At 69.5% G+C, this 23,923-nt stretch carries 25 protein-coding genes and 1 pseudogene; 14 read left to right on the forward strand and 12 right to left on the reverse strand.

Translation table 11 applies throughout. From position 1 onward, the window contains the following. Positions 1-6: 6 nt before the first annotated feature. From YIM_RS36245 to YIM_RS36255, 3 genes are all read right to left on the reverse strand, one after another. A complete protein-coding gene (locus tag YIM_RS36245) occupies positions 7-1,560 on the reverse strand; it encodes a GMC oxidoreductase (RefSeq protein ID WP_370469037.1) in 1,554 nt (517 codons plus the stop codon). 265 nt (positions 1,561-1,825) lie between these two features. Continuing rightward, complete coding sequence (locus YIM_RS36250; protein WP_153034656.1) at positions 1,826-3,013, reverse strand: MFS transporter; 1,188 nt, start codon at positions 3,011-3,013, stop codon at positions 1,826-1,828. 34 nt (positions 3,014-3,047) lie between these two features. Continuing rightward, entirely contained in the window at positions 3,048-3,884 is an 837-nt protein-coding gene (locus tag YIM_RS36255; protein ID WP_153034658.1) for a LysR family transcriptional regulator, read from the reverse strand. Positions 3,885-3,966: 82 nt separating this feature from the next. Here YIM_RS36255 and YIM_RS36260 point away from each other — a divergent pair, with 82 nt between their 5' ends. The 4 genes from YIM_RS36260 to YIM_RS36275 all read left to right on the forward strand — a co-directional run bounded on the left by YIM_RS36260 (position 3,967) and on the right by YIM_RS36275 (position 7,331). Beyond that, a complete protein-coding gene (locus YIM_RS36260; RefSeq protein WP_228004248.1) occupies positions 3,967-4,824 on the forward strand; it encodes an MBL fold metallo-hydrolase in 858 nt (285 codons plus the stop codon). 18 nt (positions 4,825-4,842) lie between these two features. Further along, positions 4,843-5,784, forward strand: coding sequence for a LysR family transcriptional regulator (locus YIM_RS36265; RefSeq protein WP_153034661.1), 942 nt, complete (start codon positions 4,843-4,845; stop codon positions 5,782-5,784). A gap of 130 nt (positions 5,785-5,914) precedes the next feature. Next, on the forward strand, positions 5,915-6,580 hold the full coding sequence (locus tag YIM_RS36270) for a trypsin-like serine protease (protein ID WP_153034662.1): 666 nt from the start codon (positions 5,915-5,917) through the stop codon (positions 6,578-6,580). A 19-nt stretch (positions 6,581-6,599) separates the two neighbouring features. Further along, positions 6,600-7,331 (forward strand): DUF6333 family protein, encoded by a 732-nt coding sequence (locus YIM_RS36275; protein ID WP_153034664.1) that lies wholly within the window; start codon positions 6,600-6,602, stop codon positions 7,329-7,331. 10 nt (positions 7,332-7,341) lie between these two features. Here YIM_RS36275 and YIM_RS36280 read toward each other — a convergent pair whose 3' ends face one another. Further along, the gene (locus tag YIM_RS36280; protein ID WP_153034666.1) at positions 7,342-8,826 is read right to left on the reverse strand and encodes an NAD(P)/FAD-dependent oxidoreductase; all 1,485 of its coding nucleotides are present in this window, start codon (positions 8,824-8,826) and stop codon (positions 7,342-7,344) included. Between the two features lie 64 nt (positions 8,827-8,890). Between YIM_RS36280 and YIM_RS36285 the strand changes: the two genes are divergently transcribed. Continuing rightward, entirely contained in the window at positions 8,891-10,105 is a 1,215-nt protein-coding gene (locus YIM_RS36285) for a CdaR family transcriptional regulator (RefSeq protein WP_153034667.1), read from the forward strand. Positions 10,106-10,111: 6 nt separating this feature from the next. On the opposite strand, the gene YIM_RS36290 is transcribed toward YIM_RS36285, so the two are convergent. The 4 genes from YIM_RS36290 to YIM_RS36305 form a co-directional block, all read right to left on the reverse strand. After that, positions 10,112-10,726, reverse strand: a complete 615-nt coding sequence (locus tag YIM_RS36290) for a GNAT family N-acetyltransferase (RefSeq protein WP_153034668.1) — start codon at positions 10,724-10,726, stop codon at positions 10,112-10,114. 61 nt (positions 10,727-10,787) lie between these two features. Then, on the reverse strand, positions 10,788-11,903 hold the full coding sequence (locus YIM_RS36295; RefSeq protein WP_153034670.1) for a S1 family peptidase: 1,116 nt from the start codon (positions 11,901-11,903) through the stop codon (positions 10,788-10,790). Positions 11,904-12,039: 136 nt separating this feature from the next. Next, on the reverse strand, positions 12,040-12,693 hold the full coding sequence (locus YIM_RS36300) for a response regulator transcription factor (protein ID WP_153034672.1): 654 nt from the start codon (positions 12,691-12,693) through the stop codon (positions 12,040-12,042). Next, on the reverse strand, positions 12,678-13,910 hold the full coding sequence (locus YIM_RS36305) for a sensor histidine kinase (protein WP_228004249.1): 1,233 nt from the start codon (positions 13,908-13,910) through the stop codon (positions 12,678-12,680). Before YIM_RS36305 ends, YIM_RS36300 begins: the two co-directional genes overlap by 16 nt. Positions 13,911-14,098: 188 nt before the next feature. Between YIM_RS36305 and YIM_RS36310 the strand changes: the two genes are divergently transcribed. Continuing rightward, the gene (locus YIM_RS36310) at positions 14,099-14,464 is read left to right on the forward strand and encodes a hypothetical protein (RefSeq protein ID WP_228004250.1); all 366 of its coding nucleotides are present in this window, start codon (positions 14,099-14,101) and stop codon (positions 14,462-14,464) included. Between the two features lie 80 nt (positions 14,465-14,544). After that, entirely contained in the window at positions 14,545-14,964 is a 420-nt protein-coding gene (locus YIM_RS36315) for a hypothetical protein (RefSeq protein ID WP_153034675.1), read from the forward strand. On the opposite strand, the pseudogene YIM_RS50145 reads toward YIM_RS36315, so the two are convergent. Next, a pseudogene (locus YIM_RS50145) lies at positions 14,942-15,031 on the reverse strand (hypothetical protein); the annotation flags it as partial. The gene YIM_RS36315 and the pseudogene YIM_RS50145 sit on opposite strands and share 23 nt — an antisense overlap. A 481-nt stretch (positions 15,032-15,512) precedes the next feature. On the opposite strand from YIM_RS50145, the gene vanH reads away from it, so the two are divergent. From vanH to YIM_RS36345, 5 genes are read left to right on the forward strand one after another with little or no spacing between them, the layout of a single operon-like run. Further along, positions 15,513-16,475: a D-lactate dehydrogenase VanH gene (gene vanH, locus YIM_RS36325; protein ID WP_228005061.1), complete on the forward strand. Its 963-nt coding sequence runs from the start codon at positions 15,513-15,515 to the stop codon at positions 16,473-16,475. Continuing rightward, positions 16,472-17,500, forward strand: a complete 1,029-nt coding sequence (gene vanA / locus YIM_RS36330) for a D-alanine--(R)-lactate ligase (protein WP_153034678.1) — start codon at positions 16,472-16,474, stop codon at positions 17,498-17,500. The genes vanH and vanA overlap by 4 nt, the downstream gene beginning before the upstream one ends. Next, positions 17,497-18,105 carry a D-Ala-D-Ala dipeptidase VanX gene (gene vanX, locus YIM_RS36335; RefSeq protein WP_153034679.1) on the forward strand — a complete coding sequence of 203 codons (609 nt, stop codon included), beginning with the start codon at positions 17,497-17,499 and terminating at the stop codon, positions 18,103-18,105. Before vanA ends, vanX begins: the two co-directional genes overlap by 4 nt. A 4-nt stretch (positions 18,106-18,109) precedes the next feature. After that, entirely contained in the window at positions 18,110-18,571 is a 462-nt protein-coding gene (locus tag YIM_RS36340) for a GNAT family N-acetyltransferase (protein ID WP_228004251.1), read from the forward strand. After that, on the forward strand, positions 18,568-19,686 hold the full coding sequence (locus YIM_RS36345) for a glycosyltransferase (protein ID WP_153034682.1): 1,119 nt from the start codon (positions 18,568-18,570) through the stop codon (positions 19,684-19,686). Before YIM_RS36340 ends, YIM_RS36345 begins: the two co-directional genes overlap by 4 nt. On the opposite strand, the gene YIM_RS36350 is transcribed toward YIM_RS36345, so the two are convergent. Then, positions 19,658-20,746: a sensor histidine kinase gene (locus YIM_RS36350; RefSeq protein WP_370468908.1), complete on the reverse strand. Its 1,089-nt coding sequence runs from the start codon at positions 20,744-20,746 to the stop codon at positions 19,658-19,660. The genes YIM_RS36345 and YIM_RS36350 overlap by 29 nt on opposite strands. A 10-nt stretch (positions 20,747-20,756) precedes the next feature. Beyond that, complete coding sequence (locus YIM_RS36355) at positions 20,757-21,446, reverse strand: response regulator transcription factor (protein WP_153034685.1); 690 nt, start codon at positions 21,444-21,446, stop codon at positions 20,757-20,759. Positions 21,447-21,532: 86 nt separating this feature from the next. Here YIM_RS36355 and YIM_RS36360 point away from each other — a divergent pair, with 86 nt between their 5' ends. Next, on the forward strand, positions 21,533-22,018 hold the full coding sequence (locus YIM_RS36360) for a M15 family metallopeptidase (RefSeq protein ID WP_153034687.1): 486 nt from the start codon (positions 21,533-21,535) through the stop codon (positions 22,016-22,018). A gap of 9 nt (positions 22,019-22,027) precedes the next feature. Here YIM_RS36360 and YIM_RS36365 read toward each other — a convergent pair whose 3' ends face one another. Continuing rightward, on the reverse strand, positions 22,028-22,846 hold the full coding sequence (locus YIM_RS36365; RefSeq protein WP_194239864.1) for an NAD(P)H-binding protein: 819 nt from the start codon (positions 22,844-22,846) through the stop codon (positions 22,028-22,030). A gap of 81 nt (positions 22,847-22,927) precedes the next feature. Here YIM_RS36365 and YIM_RS36370 point away from each other — a divergent pair, with 81 nt between their 5' ends. Beyond that, positions 22,928-23,920 carry an AraC family transcriptional regulator gene (locus YIM_RS36370; RefSeq protein ID WP_153034688.1) on the forward strand — a complete coding sequence of 331 codons (993 nt, stop codon included), beginning with the start codon at positions 22,928-22,930 and terminating at the stop codon, positions 23,918-23,920. Positions 23,921-23,923 lie beyond the last annotated feature (3 nt).

Raw genomic sequence — 23,923 nt, forward strand, 5'->3', positions numbered from 1 at the left:
GCGGTTCTAGAAGTCCTCGGCGATCACCCGCTCGACGTTGCGCTCGGCGAGCGCGGTGATCGTCACGAACGGGTTCACGCTGGTGTTGCCGGGGATCAGCGAGCCGTCGACCACGTAGAGCCCGGCGTGGCCGTGCAGGCGGCCGTAGTTGTCGGTGGCCTTGTTCAGCACCACCCCGCCGAGCGGGTGGTAGGTCAGGTGGTCGCCCCAGATCTTGTAGACGCCGAAGAGATCGGTCCGGTAGATCGTGCCCTCCTTGGCGTTGATCTTGTCGAAGATCGTCTTCGCCGCGTCGATCGAGGGCTGCTTCCAGGCGGTCTGCCAGTTCAGCTCCACCTTGCCGGTCGAGGCGTTGTAGCTGAACTGCGCGCGGTTGGGGTTCTTGGTGATCGACAGGTAGAAGGACGCGAACGTCTCGATGCCCGTCGGCAGCGGCGCGACCTCGGCGAACGCCCCGCCCGCGGCCCAGTTGTCGATGCCGGCGGTGGGCATGGACGACTGCAGCGCGCCGGTCGGGTCCCACATGTGGTTGGCGCGCCCGCACATCACGTTGCCGTTGTCGCCCCAGCCCTTGCCGATCTCGCCGTTGAGCCCCGGCAGCGCGCCGGTGGCCTTGAGCTTGGTCAGCAGCTTGCTGGTGCCGACGCTGCCCGCGGCGAAGAACACCCGGTCCGCGGTGACGGACTTGGTGGCCGTGGTGCCACCGGTGGTGTTGATCTGGTCGATGACCACGGTGTAGCGGCCACCGGCGGCCGGGGTCACCGAGGTGACCTTGTGCAGCGGTGAGATGGCCACCCGGCCGGTGGCCCTCGCCTTGGCCAGGTAGGTCTTCTGCAGCGACTTCTTGCCGTGGTTGTTGCCGTAGAGCACCTCACCGCGCAACGCCGACTTGGGCACGGCGCCCGCCTGCTCCTGCTTCATGTACTCCCAGTCGTAGACGTTCGGCACGAATACGAACGGGAAGCCGGACCGCTCGGCGTGCTTGCGGCCGACGCGGGCGTACTGGTAGCACTCGGCGCTCTCCCACCAGGCCGGGTCCACCTCGGTGACCCCCAGCCCGGCGTTGGCGCGCGGGTAGTACACGTTGTACATCTCGTCGGGATTGACCGAGGGCAGCACGCCGCCGAAGTTCTCGCGCCTCGGCGTGACCGCCATACCGCCGTTGACCAGCGATCCGCCGCCGACGCCGCGGCCCTGGTAGACGCTGATCCCACTGAAGTCCTCGGCGTCGAGAATGCCGGTGTGCAGCGGGACGTCCTTGTCGATCGGGAAGCCGAGGAAGTTGCTCAGCGGCTGCTTGGTGCGGGTGCGGAGCCAGTACGAGCGGTAGTCCGGGCTGATGGTGTTGGCGAAGATGTTGCCGTCCGGCCCGGGGGTGTCCCAGGCCATGCCCATCTCGATCATGTGCACGTCCACCCCGGCCTCCGCGAGGCGGAGCGCGGTGACGGAGCCGCCGTAGCCCGTGCCGATCACCAGCGCGGACACCTGCGCCCCGTCCGGGATGGGCGCCGGCGGCGGAGCCGCTCCTGCCCGGCCGACCCCAAGAGCGGCCAGCCCCAGGATAGAACCAGTTCCAGCGATGAAAGCACGCCGGGATACGTCCATAGAACCTTTGCCGGACAGGGAGTTACCGCTCATGTGACGTTCCTCACTCTCGACATATGAGAACAAGTTATACTTGCGTCGATGATCAAGTCACTACGTACGCGACAGTAACTTGTTCCCCGTCGATTGCCCACGCTCAAGTGGTCGAACCACGAAAATTCCGCACTTTTTGTCCACAAAGGACGGTGAGGCGAGCGGGGCGCGCGCTGAGCCGGGCGAGCTACCGGCCGGCGCGGGCGCGGGTGAGGGCGATGCCGGCGAGGACCACGGCGACCAGCGCGCCCAGCGCGCCGCCCACCACGAAGGTGCCGCCGAGGCCCGCGGTGCCGACGATCGGCTGCGCGATCAGCGGGGACGCGAACTGGCCGAGGAACAGCACCGAGGTGAGCAGGCCGAGCGCCCGCGTCCGCGCGCCGGGGTCGACCGAGGCGACGGCCCAGCCGTTCAGCGTCGGATTGCTCAGGCCGACCCCGAGGCCGACCACCAGCATGCCGATCGCCGCGGCCCACAGGTTCCCGGCGGTGCCGATCAGCACCAGTCCGACGGCGTACGAAGCGAACATCACCGCCGCCAGCACGCGGAAATCCCACCGCGCGCGCAGCCTGCCGTAGTTCAGCCCGATCGCGGTCATCACCAGGTTGACCCCGGCGATCATCGCGCCGGTGACCACCGGGCCCGCGCCGCCGATCTCGGCCAGCCAGAACGGCGCCTGCGTCGGGATCGTGTAGAACGCGGTGATGCTGAGAAAGGTCAGCAGGTACAACCCGAGCAGCCGCGCGGTCCACGGCGAGCCCGTCGGCTCCCCGCCCGAACCCGGCGCGGCCACGGGAGCCTCCGGCACGTTCCGCAGCACCAGGAAGAACACCGGCACGGCCAGCAGGTACACCGCGAACGGCCCACGCCAGCTCAGTTCCGCGAGCGCACCGCCGAGCAGCATCGCCACCACCCCGCCGAAGCCCATTGCCGCGCCCTGCAGGCCGAGCACCCGGCCGTGCTGCGCGGGTTCGTGGTGATCGGCCAGCAACGCGGTGGCGGTGGTCATGATCGCCGCGATGCCGACCCCGAGCAGGACCCGCCCGGCCAGCAGCGCGGGCAGCGAATCGAGGAACAGACCGGACCCGCCGCCGACGGTGTAGAGCACCAGTCCCCCGGTCAGCACGCGCACCCGCCCGAGCCGCATCCCGACGTGCCCGAGCACCGGCGCGGCCAGCATGATCGCCAGTCCCGGCAGCGTGAGCACGAGGCGCACCAGCACCTCGGCGTGCGGGGTTCCGGCGAAGTGGCGTTCCATCCCGGGCAGCGCCGGGGTGATCGTGGCGCTGGCCATGATCGTCATCGTGCTGACCCCGAGCAGGGTCGCCAGCAGCGGACTCGGCGTGCGCCGCGGGGCGACGGTCGTTTCGGTCATGTTCCCGAAGCTAGAACCTGAAGCGCACTCGAGGTCAAGCCACTTCGGCCGCCGTGCGCGCGAACGACCGGGCGAGCGAGTTCGGCTCCTTCGACGGCCACGCGATCACCAGCGGACACGGCGGCAGGTCGGTCAGCGGTACCGCGATCAGGCCGTCCGGCAAGGGAGAACCACTCGGCATCAACCCGACCGAGGCGTTCCATCGGACCGCCTGGAAGCATTCCTGCGCCGTGCGCACCTTCGGCCCTTCGCGCTCACGGCCGCCGCTCCAGTAGGCGGCCCAGACCGGATCGGTGACGTCGGCGAGCCGGAACCACGGCCGGTCGTCGAGATCGCGAAGCCGCAGGGATTCCCGTGTCGCAAGTGGATCGTCCGCGCGCAGGAGCGCCGACACCGGGTCCTCGCGCAGGGTGTGCGTGCTGATCCCGTTGTCCTCGAAGGGCCCGCGGGTCAGCGCCACGTCGACGAGTCCACTTCGGAGTCCGCAGGTCGGATCGCTGAAGTCGGCCTCCCGCACCCGGACCTCGACCTTCGGGTGCCGCGCGCGGAAGGTGGCCACGAGCCGGGACCCGAGTTGCTCGGCACTGTCCGCGAGCGTGCCGATGACCAGTGTGGACGCGGCCGTCACGCGATCCCGCACCTGGTCGGCGTGCGCCAGCAGCTGGCGCGCCTCGGCCAGCAGCTCGCTGCCCGCCGCGGTGAGCGAAACCCCCTGTGCCGAACGGTCGAACAGGGTGACGCCGAGATCGGTTTCCAGGCCCCGGATCGCCCGGCTCAGCGGCGGCTGGGTCATGTGCAGGCGCGCCGCGGCCCGGCCGAAGTGCCGTTCCTCGGCCACCGTCACGAAGTACCGCAGCGTCCGCAGGTCCATGACCGGTGACGATACTGCGCCGGTATCGCGGATAGCGGGCCGGACTTGGACGCGCGGGCACCACCGCGGGTGGACTGGTGGCATGACAGCGAAATTGGAGATCGCCACCGAGCTGGTGGTGCTCCCGAACCAGAACACCGACCTGGTGCCGAACATCGGCATCATCGGCGGCCGGGACGCGGTTCTCGTGGTGGACACCGGATTGGGCCCGCGCAACGCCGAACCGGTGCTCGAGTTCGCCACCGAACACGCCCGCGGGCGCGAACTCTTCCTGACCACCACGCATTTCCACCCCGAGCACGCGTTCGGCGCCCAGGTGTTCCGCGGGCGCGCCACCTACCTGGTCAACCGCGCGCAGGCCGATGACCTGGCGCACAAGGGACTCGGTTACCTGGACATGTTCCGCGGGCTCGGCCCGGAGATCGCCGGGCAGCTCGAAGGCGTGGAGATCCCGGTGCCGGACCTGGTCTACGAGGAGAGCCACACCCTCGACCTGGGCGGCCGCGAAGTGCGGCTACGCGCGACGGGCCGCGCGCACAGCGCCGGGGACCAGGTCGTCACCGTGCCCGACGCGGGCACGGTGTTCACCGGCGACCTGGTCGAATCGGGGCAGTTCGCCATCTTCCCGTGGTTCCCGCCGCACGACACCGACGTGTCCGGCACCCGCTGGATCGCCGTGGTGGAGCGGTTGATCGAGGACGCACCGGTGCAGGTCGTGCCGGGGCACGGCGATGTCGGCGGCCGGGAGTTGCTCATCGAGGTCCGCGACTACCTGCACCTGCTGAGGGACGAAACCTGGCGACGCCTCGACGCGGGAACGGACAACGTCGTCGACGTCGTCGACGAGGTGCGCGCGGCGATGATCGCCTACCGCCCAGGCTGGCGCGGACGCGAGTGGATCGACACGGCCATCGCCTGCTTCACCGCCGAACACGCCTAGCCGGATAGGGTCGGCGGCATGGAACTGGACCTCGGTGCGGTCCGGGCCTTCGTCGCCGTCGCCGATGAACGGCATTTCGGTGACGCCGCCGACCGGCTCGGCCTGACCCAGCAGGCGACCTCGAAACGGATCGCCAAGCTCGAAGCGGGCCTGGGCACCAGCCTGTTCCACCGCGCCCGCACCGGCACCGAACTCACCGACGAGGGCGCCGCCTTTCTCCCGGACGCCCGTGCCCTGATCGCGCTCGCCGACCAGGCGGTTCGGTCGGTGCGCGTGCGTGACCGGGCGCTGCGGGTGGACGTCGCGGGCACCCGCCTCGCCCCGACCGAGCTGATCCGGGTCTTCCACGAAGCCCATCCCGGGGTGAAGATCGACATCGTCACCTCGCGCGGGCTGCGGGAGGCACAACCCGCGCTGCTCGGCGGGGCGATCGACGTCACCTTCGCCAGGGTGGCGGGTGAACTCGACCCGGCGATCGCGCACCAGCCCGCCTACCTGGAACCGCACCACATGCTGGCCGGGCGCAAGCACCCGCTGGCCGGGCGCCGCCGCGTGCGGATGGCCGAACTCGCCGAGTCGATCACCTGGATGCCCGGCAACGAACCGGGCAGCGAATGGGCCGACTACTACACCTATCTCCAGCGGGAGTTCGCGCTCAGCATCCAGACCGCGGGCCCGCACTTCGGCCTGGACCACATGCTCGACGAGCTGGCCGCCTCCCGCGACCGCTACACCTTCGGCGGTGAGCGGATGCGTGTGCCGTGGCACGCCGGGATCGTGCAGGTCCCGGTGGTCGGCCCGACCCCGCTCTACCCGTGGTCGATGCTGTGGCACCGGCGCAACCGCCATCCGGCCCTGCCGCTGCTGATCGAGCACATCGCCGAAGGGGTGCGGCCGTTCGACCCGGCGAGCCAGTGGCTGCCGCCCGGCGAGCCGATCCTGGCGGGCACTCCACAGTAGATCCTGCTTTAGTCGCTGTTGACCGCTGCCTTCTTCTGCCTAGCATGGGAAAACCGGTACCGGATCGGGCCTGGGCGACCCCTGGGCGCTGCCTTTTCTCCCCCGTGTTCCCGTAGTGGAAGGCAACCCAGTGAAGAAGTCGACACGCATCCGAGGCCTGCTCACCGCCCTGCTCAGCGTCGCCGGGCTGGCGGCGGTCACCCCGGCGGCCGGTGCCGCCCCCATCATCGACGGCGAATACGCCAAATCCGGGCCGTGGGCCGCGATGGTCCAGCAGAACGGCCAGCAGTGGTGCTCCGGCTCGATCATCAGCGCCACCTGGGTGCTCACCGCCCAGCACTGCATCGACGAGCCCGGCGCCACGTACTCGGTCAAGGTCGGCAACGTCGACCACCAGGCCGGAACCTACGCGGCGGTGTCCGCCATCCACACCCCGCCCAGCGGCGCCGACATCGCGCTGCTCAGACTCGACCGGTCGGTCAGCACCACCTACGCCACGCTCGGCACCTCGGTGGCCGTCGGGGACAGCGAGCAGGTCTACGGCTGGGGCTACAACGAGGACGGTGTGCTGCAGCGCAATCTCAAGGTCGCCCAGATGGACGTGATCAGCGTGAGCAACGGGCTGATCCGCGCCCACCGGGGCAACGGGCTGACCAACGGCGGCGACTCGGGCGGCCCGGTGTTCGTCGGCGGCCGTCAGGTCGGCGTGCACATCGCCGGCAACAAGGTGGACACCTCCACGCACACCAGCATTTCCGCGAACCGTACCTGGATCCGGAACACTTCCGGGGTCTAGACCCACTACGGTGCCCGGCATGACCAGCACCGAACTCTGGGATCACCCGCCCGAGCAGGAAATACGCGGCTACGGCGAAGGCCGGATCACCATCGTCCTGCCGCCGTTCGCCCCGTACGCCCCGCTCACCCCCGAAAGCCCCCTGGCCTTCGCCCCGCACGATCCGGTGAAGGCCAGGGCTTTCGCGGAATCGTGGCCCACCGTCGAAGCGGTGCTCGAAGAACGCCCGGCCACCGACACTGATCCCGACCTCCCCGAGACGCGTGCGGACCTGGAGCTGATCCAGGTCGGGTACTGGGGCAACGTCATCGCGGTGTCCGACTACTCGCTGGTCGACAACGGCCTCGACCTCACGCTGCTGGCCCAAACCCGTGCCCTGGCCGAGCGTTTCCCCCAGGCGCGGATCATCGGCTCGACCGAAATCGACCAGGGCGAGACCCATGAGGAGACCGTCGTCCGCCTGCCGGGCGGGGCGACGCTGCACACCGAAGGCTGGCCCGCCGCCGAGCCCTTCCACCTCGACGGCGATCCGCACGCCATCGCCCGTGCCGTCGGCATCACCCCGGAAGTGCTGGCGCACAACCACATCGACCTGTCCGGGGAACCGTGGACGGTGCCGTGGGCGAGCTTCGGCGAAGTCCTGCTGCACCCGTTCGAGCCGTGGGGCTACGAAGCGCTGAAGATGTCGGAGTTCCGCGTCCGCCACACCGAGGACTCCGTGCTCCACATGGACGACATCTGGTTCGACTGAGTGGTCACGATCAGACGAGCACTTCGGCGCGGGAGAACCGCAGCTCCGGGTCGGCCACGCTGTCCGACCGCAGCAGCTTGACGTCGGCGTGGTAACTCATCGACATCAGCCAGGGCATGCGATCGCCCTGGCGGGGCAACTGGCCCACCGCGCGCTGGACGTAACCGGCGGCGAAGTCCAGCAGCGGCCGGGTCGGCATCGACGGATCGGCGGGTTCCGGGCGGCAGGTGTCGTGGCCGTGTTCGTCCATATAGGACAGAAGACGGCAGAGGTGCTCGCACAGCAGGCCGACCTTGAGCGTCCACGAGGAGTTCGTGTATCCGATGGCGAAGGCGAAGTTCGGCACCCCGGACAGCATCATGCCCTTGTAAGCCAGGGTTTCCGACAGCTCGACCGGCTTGCCGTCCACGGTCAGGCCGACCCCACCGAAGGCCTGCACGTTCAGGCCGGTGGCGGTGATGATGACATCGGCCTCCAGCTCCCGGCCGGACTCCAGCAGCACTCCGCGTTCGGTGAAGGTGCTGATCCGGTCGGTCACCACCGAAGCCGTGCCACGGCGGATCTCGCGGAAGAGGTCCCCGTTCGGCACCGCGCACAGCCGCTGGTCCCACGGGTCGTAGGGCGGGTTGAAGTGCTCGTCGACCGGATAACCGGCGGGCAGCTGCTTGGTGTTGACCCAGCGGATCAACCGCCGGGCCGTCTTCGGGAAGCGCTGGCAGAACTTCCAGACGGCGAGCTGCTTGGCGATGTTCTTGCGGCGGGCCAGCGCGTAACCGCGCTCCTCGCCGAACACCTTGCGCGCCAGGTTGGCCAGCTTGTCCTCGCGCGGCACCGGCATCACGTAGGTCGGCGTGCGCTGCAGCATGGTCACGTGCGCGGCGGTCCCCGCCATCGCGGGCACCAGGGTGACCGCGGTGGCGCCGCTGCCGATCACCAGGACCCGCTTGCCCTGGTAGTCGAGGTCTTCCGGCCAGTGCTGCGGGTGCACGACCGGGCCTTGGAACCGTTCGCGCCCTTCGAAGTGCGGGGTGAAGCCCTCGTCGTAGCGGTAGTAACCACCGGCGGCGAACAGCCAGTTCGCGCTGAGCCGCAGCCGCTCCCCGGTGCCGGTGCGCTCGACGTCGACCGTCCACCGGGCCGTCTCGCTGGACCACGCGGCGCCGACCAGGCGGTGGTGGTAGCGGATGTGCGCGTCCAGCCCGTTTTCGGCGATGGTCTCGCGCAGGTACGACAGGATGCGCGGCGCGTCGGCGATGGACTGCTCGTCCCGCCACGGCTTGAACTCGTAGCCGAACGTGTGCAGATCGGAGTCCGAGCGGATGCCGGGATAGCGGAACAGGTCCCAGGTGCCGCCCGAGGCCGCGCGCGCCTCCAGGATGGCGAAGCTCTTCGCCGGGTGCTCGGCCTTGAGGTAGCGGCCGGCTCCGATCCCGGAGATCCCGGCGCCGACCACGAGCACGTCGAGGTGCTCGACGGGGGTCTGCGAGGTGGTCATCTCAGTACTCTGCGCTGATGCCGGGGTCTTGCGCCAGTGCAACACGCACCAGCATGCTGCGTTGATGGTGCAAAGTGCTGCCTGGCCGCAGCTGTCCGCCCGCGGGCGCCGGCTGTTCCGGCGTGGCGCGGAAATCGTGCTGGACCTGCGCCCGGACTGGCTGGAGGAACTGCACGCGGCCTCGCTCGGCGGGCAGCGGATGCGGCCGGTGGCCGAGGACCCGGTACTCGCCGCGGCCACCCGCCGGGCCAATCTGGCGAACCTGCGGCACTGGGCGGCGGCGAACGTCTCGCACCCCGGGAAGCGGGTACCGGCCAACACCGCGCCCGAACTCCTCGAATCCGCCCGCGACCTGGTCCGGCGCGGACTCGACGAGAGCGCGCTGGAGGCCTACCGCACGGCGCAGGGCGTGGCCTGGCGCCGGTGGATGGACATCTGCTTCGAACTGACCGACGATCCGGCGGCGCTGCGTGAACTGCTCAACGTCTCCGCGTTGTCCATCGCCACCTTCATCGACGACACCGTCGCCGCGGTCACCGAGCAGATGAAAACCGAACGCGCCGAACTGACCCGCGGCGCCCACGCCGAGCGGCGGGCCGCGGTCACGCTGTTGCTGGAGGGCGCGCCGATCAGCCGGGCCCGCGCTGAGGTACAGCTCGGTTACGGCCTGACCGGACGGCACACCGCCGCGATCATCTGGAGCGCGTCGGGCACGGCGTCGGACCAGTTGGAGGCCGCCGCCGAAGCCGTCATGCGCGCGGCGGGCGCCACCCACCGGCTGACCGTGGTGGCCGGTGCCGCCGCGCTCTGGGTGTGGCTGCCGGTCGGCACCGCGCCGATGTCCGCCGAACTGGCCGCCTATCCCGAGGCCAGAGTCGCGCTCGGCCGTCCCGGCACCGACGTCGACGGCTTCCGCCGCAGCCATCTCGACGCCGTCACCGCACAGCGGATGCTGACCAGGCTCACCTCACCGCGGCAGTTCGCCCGCTACTCCGACGTCCAGCTCGCCGCGCTGCTCACCGGCCAACCCGAGCAGGCCGACGAGTTCCTCGCCGACACACTGGGCGACCTGATAGCCGCTGACGCCGAAACGCGGGAGACGGTGCTGACCTACGTGCGGGAACTGGGCAACGCCAGCCGTACCGCGGAACGGCTGTACACCCATCGCAACACCGTCCTGCGCCGCTTGGCCCGGGCCGGCGAACTGCTCCCCCAGCCGCTGGCCGAGAACGCGATCAGCGTGGCGGCCGCACTGGAAGTGCTGCGGTGGCGGGGATGAGAGCGGTCAGGCCGACTTGTCGTTGAGCCAGTGGCGGCCGCGGCGGGTGCGCGCGTGCCGTCCGCGCTGCGGCTCCGGCGGACGGCGGTAGGCGGCGAACTCCGGTGCCGTGATCGCCATCCTGACCAGGTACTTGACCCCGCCGAGATGCAGTTCGGTGTCGCGGATGCGGCGTTCCTCGCGGAAGCCGAGCACCCCGTGCAGCGACAGCGAGGGCACGTTGCCGCCGTAGATGCCGACCACGCACTTGCGGTAGCCGCGCTCGAAGAACATGTGGGACAGCAGCACGGTGATCGCGTCGGCGGCGTACCCGCAGCGGCGGTAGGAGTCGCCGATGCCGACGCCGTAGCTGAACCGGCCGACCCGGCCGTCCACGTCGAGGATCACCGAGATCGAGCCGACGAGCAGGCCGCTGTACCGGGTTTCGATGGCGAACTGCAGGTTGTCGCCGCTGCGGTGGGCCGCCCAGTGCTGGTAGCGGCCGATCGCGCCGCGGGCGGCGGACTCGCGGTCGAACCCGGTCAGCGTGCGCCGGTCGGCGGGGGTGACGGCGCGCAGGCGCACCTTGCCACCGGTCAGGCCCGGCACCGGAACGACTCGATCCAGCGGCTGCGTGCTCATCGCCGATGACCTTACTAGGCAGGTCCCGCCCCACCGGCGCCGGTGGGGCGGGACGCGGCCGTCAGGCCGTCACCAGTGACAGCCCGTACCGCTGCAGGATCTCGTTGACCGGCTGGAACCAGGTCTCGCCGCCGGAGCTGCAGTTGCCCCAGCCGCCGGAGGTCACGCCCTGTGCCTGGTCGCCGGTGATGAACGAGCCACCGGAGTCACCTGGCTGGGCGCAGACGCTGGTCTTGGTCATCTGGTGCACCGCGCCCTGGGCGTAGTTCACCGTCTCGTTGTGCGCGAGCACGGTGCCGCAGTGCCAGTGCGTGGTCGAGCCGGAGCGGCACACCGAGGTGCCCGGCGGGGCCACCCACGAACCGCGGACCAGCGCGTCGCTGACCGTGCCCCAGCCGAGCACCACCGGGGCGGTCCACCAGCCGTGGCCGATGCCGACGTAGGCGAGGTCGTCGCCGGGGAAGGAAGAGCCCTTGAAGGTGCCCATCGCCGAGCCGTCCCAGCCGGTGACCGAGCTGCCGACGCCCCCGCAGTGACCGGCGGTGACAAAACCGCCGTGCACCGAGAAGCCGATCGAGCAGCGCGTGTTCCCGTTGATGTAGAAGGGATCGCCGCCGACGGTGCCGGCCGCGAAGCTGACCGGCTTCGGCCCGGTCTCCACGGTTACCGGGCCCGCCTCGCGCGCCTTCTCCAGGAACGCGGTCAGCTCCGGGCTCGAAGCTCCACTTTGGACTGTGATGACCACGCTGCCGGCGCGGGGATCGGCGCGCCAGCCGCTGACCTCGGCCGGTGCCTTCCCGGCGTCGATGGTGGCCTTGACGGCATCCAGTTCCGCGGCGCTGATCGAGACCGGCGTGGTGACCGCGCCGGTGTTCTCCACGGCGTCCGCCGCGGCGGGATCGGTGACCCCGACGACCAGCTTGCCGCGGCCGGGGTCGAACCAGGCACCGCCGAACGCGGCCCCGGCGGCCGCCTGCGCCACCGGCAGCACGCGGCTCGCGACGGCTTCGTCGGCCATCCGGGCGCGTGCCTGATCGGCCGTCAGGCCGAGGTCGCGTTGCATCGCCGAGACGAGCCCTGGCGACGCATCCGGTGCGGCGGCGGCAGTTCCGGCGGTGACAGCGGACAGCACCAGGCAGGCCGTCGCGGTCAGGGAGAGCAGGTTTCTTCGACGCATCAGAACTCCTCGAGGCGGGGACAGGGAGGGGAACGTGCGAAACAGAGTGTGTGCGGCCCCACACCGGACGTCCAGGTCTAGACCAGTTCCTGTCCGAAAACGGCCAACAATCCGCGGAATTCGTGACCGCGGTGTACTACGCGGCCGACGAAGACAGGTAGGTGAGCACGGCCAGCACGCGGCGGTTGTTGTTGCCGTCGTCGGTGATGCCGAGCTTGCCGAAGATCGAAGTCGTGTACTTGCTGATGGCGCTTTCGCTGAGGAAAAGCCGCTGGGCGACGGCCTGGTTGGACAGTCCTTCGGCCATCAGCCCGAGCACCGAGTGCTCGCGCTCGGTGAGCCGTTCGAGTCGCCGGTTCGACGTCCCGCTGGAGAACAGTTTCGTGATGACAGCGGGGTCCATGGCCGTCCCGCCGTCGGCGACGCGGTGCAGCGCGTCGATGAACTGGTCGGCGTCGAACACGCTCTCCTTGAGGAAGTAGCCGATGCCACCGGCGCCACCGGCCAGCAGTTCGCGGGCATACAGCTGTTCGACGTGCTGGGACAGGATCAGCACCGGTAGCCCCGGCAGCTCGCGGCGAGCGGCGAGGGCCGCGCGCAGGCCCTCGTCGGACTGGGCGGGCGGCATGCGGACGTCGATGATGGACACGTCCGGCCGCCACCTCAGCAGCGCGTCGAGCGTCTCGGGGCCGGTGGCCGCCGTCGCCACCACCTCGTGCCCGTACGCCTCGACGAGGCGGACGATGCCGTCACGCAGGAGGTAGAGGTCTTCGGCTACAACGATTCGCATGGCACCACAATGCTCGCACGGGTCGGGCCGCCTGCCGGGCTGGTGATCTCGCACGTGCCGTCGAAGGCGGCGAGGCGACGGCGGAGTCCCTCGAGCCCACCGCCGGTACGCATGGCGGCCCCGCCCCTGCCGTTGTCCTCGACCACCACGACCAGGCGGGTTTTGTCCCTGCCGATGGAGATCCGCGCACGGTCGGCGTGAGCGTGTTTGACCGCGTTGGTCAGCAACTCGGCGATCCCGAAGTACACGGCGGCCTCGATCGGCGGATCCAGGCGTGGCAGGCCGTCGGCGTCGACGCCGGTTTCGAGCGGGCTGTCCATGGCGAGGGCGCGGACGGCGTCGACGAGCCCCCGCTCGGTCAGCACCGGCGGGCTGATGCCCCGGACCAGGTCGCGGAGTTCGGCCAGTGACGTGGCGGCACCCGCGCGCGCCTCCCGCAGCAGCGCCTTGGCCTGCTCAGGATCGGTTTCCAGCAGTTTCTCCGCGGTCGCCAGCGAGAGCCCGAGCGCGACCAGGCTGCCCTGGGCCCCGTCGTGCAGGTCCCGTTCGATCCGGCGGATCTCGGCGGCCTGCGCGACCGTGGTGTCCGCGCGCTGGGCGGTCAGCTCGTCCACCCGGTCGGCCAGCGCCATCGCCGCCGACGGGCGCAGGAAGCGGACGGCCACCGGCCGGACGGGCCGCCAGGCGTAGGGCGCGCTCACCACCGCCACCACCAGGCCGGCGACCCCGATGAGCCAGGAGCGGCTGAACCCGAGGACCGCCACCGCGACCCCGGCAGGCGGAACGGCCGCGACCAGCCCGACCGTGAGCGGCGCGATCACGGTGAACCGCAGGTCACGCCAGGTCGCGGGATCGCTCCACCAGACCCGCCACCGCTGCTCCCGCTGGGCGTCCCGGCTGGTGCGGGAATAGGAAAAACCGTTCCACCAGTATCCGGTGGCCATCTGCGTAACCGGTTCGGCCTGCCGGTAACCGCCGGGAACAACGGTGCCCGTCCATTTCTCGGCAAACGAGCGGAACATTCGGCAAACCGGACGGGACAGGGCAAAAGTACCGATAGCCGCCCAAATGACCGGCGCTATCCACGACCACGGACTCCCGCCCCACCACAGCCACAACGCCACGGCGGCCGCCCACAGGGCCGGGACCAGCAGGCTGACGACCATCAGCACGACCGCCCGGACGAACCCGGTGCAGGCACGCCCCAGTTCTCTCACGATTCTCCTCCACGCGCCGGACGACTGATGAGTCCACTGTGCACCGTCTGGCACCCGATCCACCCGGGATCGACGCCGAAGTGGGTCCAGCCACACCCTGTCGTGCGCCCAGGCCCATACCGCCGCGGCCCCGGTCTCCATAACTTCGAATGCACAACGGAAGGAAGAACGTGGAAAAATTCGGCAAGGTGAAAAAGTCCGTCGCGGCCTACGGCGCGCTCAGCGTCGCGGTCCTCATCGCGGTTGTCATCCTGTTCCTGCTCGGGGACGAGGTGACCTCGTTCATGTGGGGCCGGACCGCCGGAATGTTCGCGAGCGCCGCGGTGGCTCACTGGTTCACCGTGCTCGCCGCACGAGGAGCCCGATGGGCCTACGTACGCATGCGCATCATCTCGGTGGTCGTGCCGATCGCGATCATCGGGATCGACAGCATTCCCGGTGCGCTCCCCCTGTGGTTCGCCGCGATGCAGATCGCCGGTGCGGTCACCCTCGTCCCGGCCGCGTTCATCGTCAACGGGCCCCGGCTACGCGCCGCCTTCCCCAAGTCTCAGTGACGCCGCGGCTCACCAGCCAACCCGCTCCTGACCGGGCAAACGTGGGCGGAAGGCCTGACGTCGCGCGATACGGTGGCGCCGTGCGGGCCGGATGGCGGGAGTGGGTGGCGGCGAGCGGGGTGGCCGCCGCGGTTGTCGTCTGCTGCGTGGTGTGGTGGCTGGGTTCCGGCTGGCTGGCCTGGCAGACCACCGATGCCACGCTGCGGTGCCGGCTGGGTCAGCTCACCGCGTTCTCCGGTTTCGGCCTGGTGCTGTGGGGACTCGGCTCGGTGATCTTGTTCCTGCTGGCCGGTGCGGGCCTGGCGGGTCTGCTGGCCAGGTACCGGCAGCCCCGGAGCCGTCGTGGCCCGCTTGTCATCGCCGGGTGCGTGCTGCTGGTCGCGCTGGGCACCTGGGCCCACGTGTCGATCACCCACACGCTGATGCGGTCCGCCGATGAACACGGCACCCACAACGCGGTTCCGGTCGACGGCGCGCTCACCGGCTCGTGCTCCTGGTGAGCCGGTAGCGAAGCGGTGATTGGCCCACCTCCCGCTTGAACGCGGTGCTGAACGCGCTTTCCGACGAGTAGCGTACGAACGGACGTGCCCAGCGTGATGACGTGACTCAGAAACAACACCCCATCGGTTCCGGCTTCACCGCTGCCTCGACGGCCGACGAGGTCCTCCAGGGCATCGATCTGTCAGGCACGAACGTCATCATCACCGGCGGCCACGTCGGACTCGGCCGCGCTGGCCGGGCTCGAACGCGTCGAAATCGGGCAACTGGACCTCCTCGACCCGGCGTCGATCGGCGCCTTCGCCGCCCGCTACCTCGCCCCCGGCCGCGGGACGAATCGATCCCGGGTCCGCACGGCGACTCTGGGAGCTGAGCGAGCGACTGCTGGACACTACCGGCCGGTAACTTATCGTCGGCGTATGGAAAACCGCATACGCACCGGCAACACCGCACTGGCTTGACTGGGGGCATGACCTACCGCGAACCAGTACGAACGGCGACCCGCCGTGCCCGCTCGCTGGGGTCCTGGTCCTTCGCCACCGTTCCGGGAATGGGAATCACGGTTTACGGGTGCGGGCAGGACGAGGCCGTGCTGTTCCGTGAGCTGGCGCCTCGCTTCGGTGTCGAGCCGACCATCATCGAGGACGCGGTAAGCGAAGCCAATGTGGCGCTGGCGACCGGAAACCGATGCATCAGCGTGGGTCACAAAACTCCGATCACCGATCGCACCCTGCTCGCGCTCGGTCAAGCCGGCGTGAAGTACATCTCCACGAGAAGCATCGGGTGCAACCACATTGATGTGGAATACGCGCGAAGCGTCGGAATTTCGGTGGAGAACGTCGCCTATTCGCCGGACAGTGTGGCCGACTACACCTTGATGCTGATGTTGATGGCGGTGCGGAACGCCAAATCCACCATCAGGCGCGTGGACGTCCACGATTACCGGTTGAATGGCGCACCGGGGAAAGAACTGCGCGATCTGACCGTCGGGATCATCGGCACGGGGCGCATCGGCGGAGCGGTCATGGACCGGCTCCGGGGCTTCGGCTGCCGCATGGTGGCTTACGACAGCCGCCCCGGAGCCGCCGTCGAGTACGTCTCCCTGGACGAACTGTTGCGGCAGAGCGATATCGTCACGCTCCACGCGCCGCTCAACGACGATACCCACCACCTCATGAATCGCCGCCGCATCGAGAAGATGAAGCGCGGCGCGTACGTCATCAACACCGGACGCGGTTCACTGATCGACACCGAGGCCCTGGTGACCGCGTTGGAGCATGGCGACTTGGGCGGTGCCGCACTGGATGTCCTCGAAGGGGAGGACGGGATATTCTACGCGGACCGCCGGAACGCTCCCATCGAAAACGATCTGTGGTCGCGGCTGCAGAAACTGCCGAACGTGATCATCACCCCGCACACCGCCTACTACACGGACCACGCGCTGGCCGACACGGTGGAGAACTCCATCGTCAACTGCCTGAACTTCGAAAGCAGAAAGCAGCACTGGATATGAGAATCGGAATTGTTTTCGGGGGGATTTCCGAGGAGCACCCCGTCTCCGTCAAGTCCGCGCGGGAGGTCGCCAAGCACCTCGACGCCGACAAGTACGAACCGTTCTGGATCGGGATCACGACGAGCGGCACCTGGCTGCTCTGCGACAGCCCCGACGCGGGCTGGGAGGGAACCGGCCGCCCGGTCGTGCTGTCACCGGACCGCGGTGTCCAGGGATTGCTCGTCCTGGACCAGGGGAAGTTCGACACGATCGGCCTGGACGTCGTGCTGCCCGTCCTGCACGGCAAGCTCGGCGAGGACGGTGCGATGCAGGGCCTGCTGGAACTCTCCGGCATCCCCTACGTCGGCTGCGACGTCCAGAGTTCCGCGGTGTGCATGGACAAGTCACTCGCTTACGTCGTCACCGCCGGCGCGGGAATCCCGACGCCGAACTTCTGGATCGTCCCGGCGGAGGGGAACATCGATCCCGGCGTGCTCACCTATCCCGTTTTTGTCAAGCCGGCCCGGTCGGGTTCGTCGTTCGGCGTCAGCAAGGTGTCCCGCGAAGAGGAACTGCCGGCCGCGGTGGAGACCGCACGGCAGTACGACTCGAAGGTGCTGATCGAAGAGGCCGTCGTCGGCAGCGAGGTCGGGTGCGCCATCCTGGGGAACGAGCTGGAGCTGATCGCCGGTGAGGTGGACCAGATCTCGCTGTCCCACGGGTTCTTCAAGATCCACCAGGAGAGCAATCCGGAAAGCGGCTCGGAGAACTCGACGATCACCGTTCCGGCGGACCTTCCGGCCGAGACCCGATCGCTCGTCCAGGAGACGGCGAAGGACATCTACCGGGCACTGGGGTGCTCGGGGCTGGCACGGGTGGACATGTTCCTGACCGAGGACGGCACGGTGATGCTCAACGAGGTCAACACCTTTCCCGGGATGACCTCCTACAGCCGTTATCCGAGGATGATGGCGGCTGCCGGAATGCCGTTCACCGAAATGATCGACCGGATGGTCACGCTGACGTTGACGGGGAAACTCCAATGAACGAGGACTTCGCCTTCGTGGACGAGTTGGTGCCCGGAATACGCTGGGATGCCAAGTACGCCACCTGGGACAACTTCACCGGCAAGCCGGTGGACGGGTACGCGGTGAACCGGATCGTGGGCACGAAGGTGTTGTGCGCGGCTCTGGAGAATGTGCAGGAAAAGGCCGCGTCCTTCGGCTTCGGCTTGCTGATCTGGGACGGTTACCGCCCGCAGCGCGCGGTGGACTGCTTTCTGCGCTGGTCACGGCAGCCGGAGGACGGCCTGACGAAGCTGCGGCACTACCCGCACATCGACAAAGCCGAGATGTTCGAACAGGGGTACGTGGCCAAGAAGTCGGGACACAGCCGGGGCAGCACGGTCGACTTGACGCTTTTCCACCTGGCCACCGGGGAACTCGCGTCGATGGGCGGCGACCACGACCTGATGGATTCGATCTCACATCACGGCGCACCGGGTCTCACGCGGATCGAAACGGAAAACCGTCAGCACCTCCGTTACATCATGGAGGCCTGCGGTTTCAGTTCCTACGAGTGCGAGTGGTGGCACTACACGCTGAAGGACGAGCCCTATCCGGACACCTATTTCGACTTTCCCATCGAATAGCTCCATGAGAGAAGGCATGCGGATACGACCGGCACACCCCACCGACGCCGCGGTCGTCAACGAGCTGCTGCACCAGCTCGGTTATCCCCAGGACGACACCACCGCGACCGCGAACCGGATCCGGAACTGGGGTGACAACCCGGACGGCGCGGCTTATGTGGCCGACGTGGACGGCGAGCTTCTCGGCCTCATCGCGGTCCTCGCTTGCCCGTTCTTCGAACGCGCGGGCTACTGGGGGCGGATCGTGGCGCTGGTCGTGTCCGATCGGGTACGCGGCCAGGGCATCGGCGGTCAGCTGGTGGCGGTGGCGGAATCGTTCGCCGCGAGCCGTGGCTGCGTGCGCATCGAGGTCACCAGCGCGGACCGCCGCGAAGACGCACACGAGTTCTACCGGCGCCGCGGCTACCTAAGCCAGACGGGGAATTCATCCCGGTTCCTGCGTGACCTCCGAGGAGGGGCGGCGTGACGGCACCGCGCGTCGTTGTGGTCGGCGGCCATTCGGCCGGGCACATCGAGCCCGCGATGAACTTCGCGGACGCGCTGCGCCGGCTCGAGCCCGCGGCCGAGATCACCGCTCTCGGCACCGTCCGCGGCCTGGACACCAAGCTCGTCCCGGCCCGCGGTTATCCACTCGAACTCATCCCGCCGGTGCCGCTGCCGCGCAGGCTGAACCGGGCCCTGCTGAGCACCCCGGCCAGGTTGCGTGACTCGGTGCTGGCGGCCGGTGCGGTGCTCGACCGCGTGCGGGCCGAGGTCGTGGTCGGTTTCGGCGGCTACGTGGCGGCGCCCGCCTACCTGGCCGCCCGCCGGCGGGGCCTGCCGATCGTGGTCCACGAGGCGAACGTCCTGCCCGGGGTGGCCAACCGGCTGGCGGCCCGGCTGACCACGCACGTGTTCACCGCCGCGCCGGGCGTCCGGCTGGCTCGCGCCACCGCCATCGGGATCCCGCTGCGCCCGGCGATCACCGGGCTCGACCGGCCCGCGCTGCGTGACGCGGCCCGGCGGCGGTTCGGCCTGCGATCCGACGGCCCGGTGCTGATGGTCACCGGCGGTTCGCAGGGCGCGAAGGCGATCAACGCCGCGGTGTCCGGCGCGGCCCCGGCGTTGCGCGCGGCCGGCGTGCAGGTGCTGCACATCACCGGACCGCAGCACGTGGTCGAGGTGCCGGACGGTGATCCGCCCTACGTTGTCGTCCCCTACGTCGACGAGATGCAGTACGCCTACGCCGCGGCCGACTTCGCGATCTGCCGGTCGGGGGCGATGACGTGCGCCGAACTGGCCGCTGTCGGCCTGCCCGCCGCGTACGTCCCGCTGCCGCTGCGCGGCGGTGAGCAGCGGCTGAACGCCGAGCCGGTGGTCGCGGCGGGCGGGGCGCTGCTCGTCGAGGACGCCGACCTCGACCCGGCCTGGATCGAGACCACCCTGCTCCCGGTGCTCACCGATCCGGCGCGGCTCGCGGCGATGTCGGCCAAGGCGTCGGCCGCCGGCATGCCTGACGCGGACGTCGTCCTGGCCCGGCACGTACTCACCGCGGTCGCCGAGCGGCGTGGGCTCAGCTCGCGGCGGGTAACCGGACCGTGACGCGGAGCCCGCCGTCGGGGCGGGGGTCGAGGGTGAGCGTTCCGTCGTGTGCCTGGGCGATGCTTTTCACGATCGCCAGGCCGAGGCCGACTCCCGCGTGATCGGTGCGGATGCGCTGGCTGCCGCGCTGGAACGGCTCGACCATGGTGGACACCGATCGCGGGGTGAGCACCTGCCCGGTGTTCTCGACGGTGAGCACCGCGGTCTTGGGGTGAACGCTGGTGGTGACCCACACGGTGCCCTGTTCGGGCAGGTTGTGGACGATCGCGTTGTGCACGAGGTTCGAGGCCAGTTGCAGCAGGAGCGCGTGCGAGCCGAGTGCGGGCGTGATGTCGCCGGAGGTCTCGATGGTGACACCGCGTTTCTCGGCGAGCGGGAGGAGTGTTTCGGTGGCTTCCTCCGCGATGAGGGACAGGTCGACGCTCTCCCGGGTGAAGGACCGCTGGTCGGCACGGCTGAGCAGGAGCAGTGCCTCGGTGAGGTCGATCGCCCGGGTGTTGACGAAGTGGAGGCGGTCGACGAGTTCGCCGCTGTCGCGGGGCGGATCGTTGCGGGCCACTTCGAGCAGCGTCTGCGTAATAGCCAGCGGGGTGCGCAGTTCGTGTGAGGCGTTGGCGGCGAATCTCTGCTGTTCGGCGACGTGTGCTTCGAGCCGGGCGAGCATGGTGTCGAAGGCGTCGGCGAGTTCGCGGAACTCGTCCTGGTTGCCTTCCAGCTGGATCCGGTGGGAAAGCGAGCCGTTCGTGGCCAGGCGGGTGGCATGGGTGATGCGGGTCAGGGGCGCGAGCATGCTGCCGGCCAGCAGCCACCCACCCACCAGGCCGAACACCAGCAGGAACACCATCGCCGCGGCGGCCTTCGGGCCGAAGGCTTCGATCAGGTCGGAGCGATTGGGCACAAAGGGCGGACCGGGCTCCCCCGGCTCGCGCGACCGATCCGGGATGAAGATCACCTCGGGCACGTAACGCAGCAGGAACAGCCACACCGCGCCGAGCAGCAAGGCGCCCGCGAGCATGAGGAACCCGGCGTAGCTCAGGGTGAGTTTGAGGCGGACGCTCAACCCGGGCGCTCTATCCACGTTCTCCTGCCTCGCGTCCGGTCGGGGTCTCGATGCGGTAGCCGACGCCGGGCACGGTGGCGATGAGCCAGGGTTCGCCGAGGCGTTTGCGCAGGGCGGAGACGGTGATGCGCACGGCGTTGGTGAAGGGGTCGGCGTTTTCGTCCCAGGCCCGTTCCAGCAGTTCCTCGGCGCTGACCACCCCACCTTCGGCGGCGACGAGTACTTCGAGCACGGCGAACTGCTTCCTGGTCAGCGCGACATAACGGCCGTCGCGGAAGACCTCCCGGCGGAAGGGGTCCAGCCGCAGGCCCGCGATCTCCCGCACGGGCGGCCGGCTGTGGGCGCGCCTGCGGTCGAGCGCCCTGAGCCGGAGCACGAGTTCCCGTAGTTCGAACGGCTTGGTGAGGTAGTCGTCGGCACCGAGTTCGAACCCGGAGGCCTTGTCGTCGATCCGGTCGGCGGCGGTGAGCATCAGGATCGGCATACCGCCGCCGGAGGCGACGATCCGTTCGGCGATCTCGTCACCGGATGGCCCGGGAATGTCCCGGTCGAGAACGGCGATGGCATAGGTGTTGACGCTCAACAGCTCCAGCGCGGTGTCGCCGTCACCGGCGATGTCGGCCGCGATCGCCTCCAGCCGGAGACCGTCACGGATGGCTTCCGCCATATAGGGTTCGTCCTCGACAACAAGCACACGCATACTCCGACGCTACGAGCCGGCGCATATCGTCGGCATATCCAAAACCACGTACGTGCTCGCAACATTACCTTGCCTTGACTTGGGGCATGAATCGAACAGCGACCGTCCGGCGATCCCTCGGCAAGGCGCACGGCGCCGTCCCCACCCCGGTGCCGGTCTTCGACGACGAGACCCCGGCCGTGGCCAATCTCGATCCCGGCCTGCTCGGCGCCCTGCGCCGGGCCGCGAAGGACGCCGAGGAGGACGGGGTCGCGTTTTTTGTCAATGGTGGCTGGCGTTCCCCGGATTACCAGGAGCAACTGCTCCGCGAGGCGATTTCGAAATACGGTTCGGCGGAGGAAGCCGCCCGATGGGTGGCCACCCCGGAAACCTCCGCTCACGTGTCAGGGGACGCGGTCGACATCGGACCCGCCGACGCCAGAAAGTGGCTGTCCGAGCGCGGCGCCGAGTACGGGCTGTGCCAGATCTACCGCAACGAACCGTGGCACTACGAACTGCGCCCCGACGCCATTCACCACGGCTGCCCGCCCATGTACGCCGACCCGTCCCACGATCCGAGGATGCGACGGTGACCAGCAGTGTCACCGGGCCGCGCTACGGCCCCAGGCACCCGTGGCGTAGTCGGCGAAGTCCATCGGGTCGCGGCCGAGCACGGCAGCGACGTCCGGGCTCACCGGCTCGTGCTCCCCGCGCCGGATCCTGCCGAACACCATCGCCAGCAGCTTCGCCCAGCTCTCCGGGACCCCGGCGGCCTCCTGCTCCTTGAGGAATTCGTCGTCGGTGACGTCGGTGAACGTCACCTTCCGGCCGGAAGCTCTGGCGATCTCCGCCGCCGCTTCACCGAAGCTCAACGACCGCGGGCCGGTGAGCTCGTAGGTCTGCCCGGCGTGGCGGGGGTCGGTAAGCGCCGCCACGGCGACCGCGGCGATGTCGGTGGCGTCGATGAACGGCTCCCGCCCGCCGCCGGTCGGCACGCGCAGGTCCCCGGCCAGCACGTAGTCGCGGAACTGGCCGAGGTCGAAGTTCTGGTTGAACCAGCTCGGCCGCAGGATCGTCCAGTCCACACCGGACTCGCGGACCGCGTGCTCCACGTCCAGCAGCTCCGGCAGCCCGTACTCCTCGATGCCCCGCCCGGACAGCGCGACCAGACGGCGCACGCCGTGCTCGACGGCGAACCGGATGAACGGCCGGGCCCCGGTCACGTCGTCGTCCGGAAACACCAGATAGACCGCTTCGGCGCCGGTCACCGCGGCGTCCCAGGTGGACTCGTCCGCCCAGTCGAAGCGCACCTCACCGGAGCGGGACGCGGGCCGCACCCGGTGCCCCGCGGCACGCAGGCCGGAAACCACGTGGCGGCCGGTCTTGCCGGTGCCGCCGAGAACCAAGGTCGTTGTTGTCATGAGACCCAGTCAACCGCCGAAGCGGGAGACAGAACATCATCGATCTGCTCAATTGCATGTCCATTCGTCTACGGTGTGGTCATGGATCCTTTCGCCGACCTGGTTCGCGGCGTCCGTGCCGACGGTGCCCTGCTTGGCCACTCGGTGCTCACGCCGCCCTGGTCGGTGCGGTATGTGCACGAGGCCCCGCTGACCCTCTGCGCGGCGCTGGCGGGCTCCGGCTGGGTGATCCCCGCCGAGGGCGAGCCGGTACGGCTCACCCCCAACGCGATGGCCGTGGTCCGCGGGCCGGAGCCGTTCGTGGTCGCCGACGAACCAGGCCGACGGCCCGTCGCGACCGTGCGCCGGGGTGAGCTGTGCACGGTCGCTCCGTCCGGCGAGTACCTGGTGGACAGCCCTGCCCCCGGCCCATTGGCCACCGGGGGCGGCGCCACGCTCGTGGTCGGCGCGTACCGGGCGCCGGGCGAGGTCGGCAGGCGGCTGCTGGACGCGCTTCCCCCGGCGCTGGTGGTATCGGGCGAGTCCGTGCCGTTCCTGGAACTGAAGCTGTTCGCCGACGAGGTGTGCTCGCTCGAACCCGGGCAGCAGGTCGTGCTGGACCGGCTGCTGGACCTTCTACTGGTGGGCACGCTGCGGGCCTGGTTCGCGCACGAGGACACCGAGCCGCCCGCGTGGTTCTCCGCGCTCGGCGACCCGATGATCGGGCCGGTGCTGCGGGCCATGCACGCCGAGCCGGGCCGTCCGTGGACCGTGGTCACCCTGGCCGAGGTCGCCGGTGCGTCCAGGGCGGCGTTCGCCCGCCGGTTCACCGCGCTGGTCGGCGAACCGCCCCTGGCCTACTTGACCGGCTGGCGGATGACGCTGGCCGCCGACCTGCTGCGCCGGCAGGGTACGTCGGTGGCGTCGGTGGCGCGCCAGGTCGGCTATGCGGACAGCTTCGCCTTCAGTTCGGCCTTCAAGCGGGTCCGCGGTGTGAGCCCGAGCGTCTACCGCGCGGGTGGCAGCGGCTTCACCGATCAGGAATCCTCCGCCACGTCGTCAGTTCTGGTAGCCCCCTCGCACCGGAAGGATTGACGA

It is taken from the genome of Amycolatopsis sp. YIM 10 (genome assembly GCF_009429145.1).
GTDB lineage: Bacteria > Actinomycetota > Actinomycetes > Mycobacteriales > Pseudonocardiaceae > Amycolatopsis.

Excerpts from the sequence above, each read along its gene's own strand:
- YIM_RS36265 (WP_153034661.1), top strand. The coding sequence starts at position 4,843 with ATGGAACTGGACCTCGGTGCGGTCCGGGCCTTCGTCGCCGTCGCCGAT.
- vanX (WP_153034679.1), top strand. The coding sequence starts at position 17,497 with ATGAACGAGGACTTCGCCTTCGTGGACGAGTTGGTGCCCGGAATACGC.
- YIM_RS36255 (WP_153034658.1), bottom strand. The coding sequence starts at position 3,884 with ATGGACCTGCGGACGCTGCGGTACTTCGTGACGGTGGCCGAGGAACGG.
- vanA (WP_153034678.1), top strand. The coding sequence starts at position 16,472 with ATGAGAATCGGAATTGTTTTCGGGGGGATTTCCGAGGAGCACCCCGTC.
- YIM_RS36290 (WP_153034668.1), bottom strand. The coding sequence starts at position 10,726 with ATGAGCACGCAGCCGCTGGATCGAGTCGTTCCGGTGCCGGGCCTGACC.
- YIM_RS36365 (WP_194239864.1), bottom strand. The coding sequence starts at position 22,846 with ATGACAACAACGACCTTGGTTCTCGGCGGCACCGGCAAGACCGGCCGC.
- YIM_RS36280 (WP_153034666.1), bottom strand. The coding sequence starts at position 8,826 with ATGACCACCTCGCAGACCCCCGTCGAGCACCTCGACGTGCTCGTGGTC.
- YIM_RS36300 (WP_153034672.1), bottom strand. The coding sequence starts at position 12,693 with ATGCGAATCGTTGTAGCCGAAGACCTCTACCTCCTGCGTGACGGCATC.
- YIM_RS36275 (WP_153034664.1), top strand. The coding sequence starts at position 6,600 with ATGACCAGCACCGAACTCTGGGATCACCCGCCCGAGCAGGAAATACGC.
- vanH (WP_228005061.1), top strand. The coding sequence starts at position 15,513 with ATGGGAATCACGGTTTACGGGTGCGGGCAGGACGAGGCCGTGCTGTTC.
- YIM_RS36260 (WP_228004248.1), top strand. The coding sequence starts at position 3,967 with ATGACAGCGAAATTGGAGATCGCCACCGAGCTGGTGGTGCTCCCGAAC.
- YIM_RS36360 (WP_153034687.1), top strand. The coding sequence starts at position 21,533 with ATGAATCGAACAGCGACCGTCCGGCGATCCCTCGGCAAGGCGCACGGC.
- YIM_RS36250 (WP_153034656.1), bottom strand. The coding sequence starts at position 3,013 with ATGACCGAAACGACCGTCGCCCCGCGGCGCACGCCGAGTCCGCTGCTG.
- YIM_RS36355 (WP_153034685.1), bottom strand. The coding sequence starts at position 21,446 with ATGCGTGTGCTTGTTGTCGAGGACGAACCCTATATGGCGGAAGCCATC.
- YIM_RS36370 (WP_153034688.1), top strand. The coding sequence starts at position 22,928 with ATGGATCCTTTCGCCGACCTGGTTCGCGGCGTCCGTGCCGACGGTGCC.
- YIM_RS36340 (WP_228004251.1), top strand. The coding sequence starts at position 18,110 with ATGAGAGAAGGCATGCGGATACGACCGGCACACCCCACCGACGCCGCG.
- YIM_RS36285 (WP_153034667.1), top strand. The coding sequence starts at position 8,891 with ATGGTGCAAAGTGCTGCCTGGCCGCAGCTGTCCGCCCGCGGGCGCCGG.
- YIM_RS36295 (WP_153034670.1), bottom strand. The coding sequence starts at position 11,903 with ATGCGTCGAAGAAACCTGCTCTCCCTGACCGCGACGGCCTGCCTGGTG.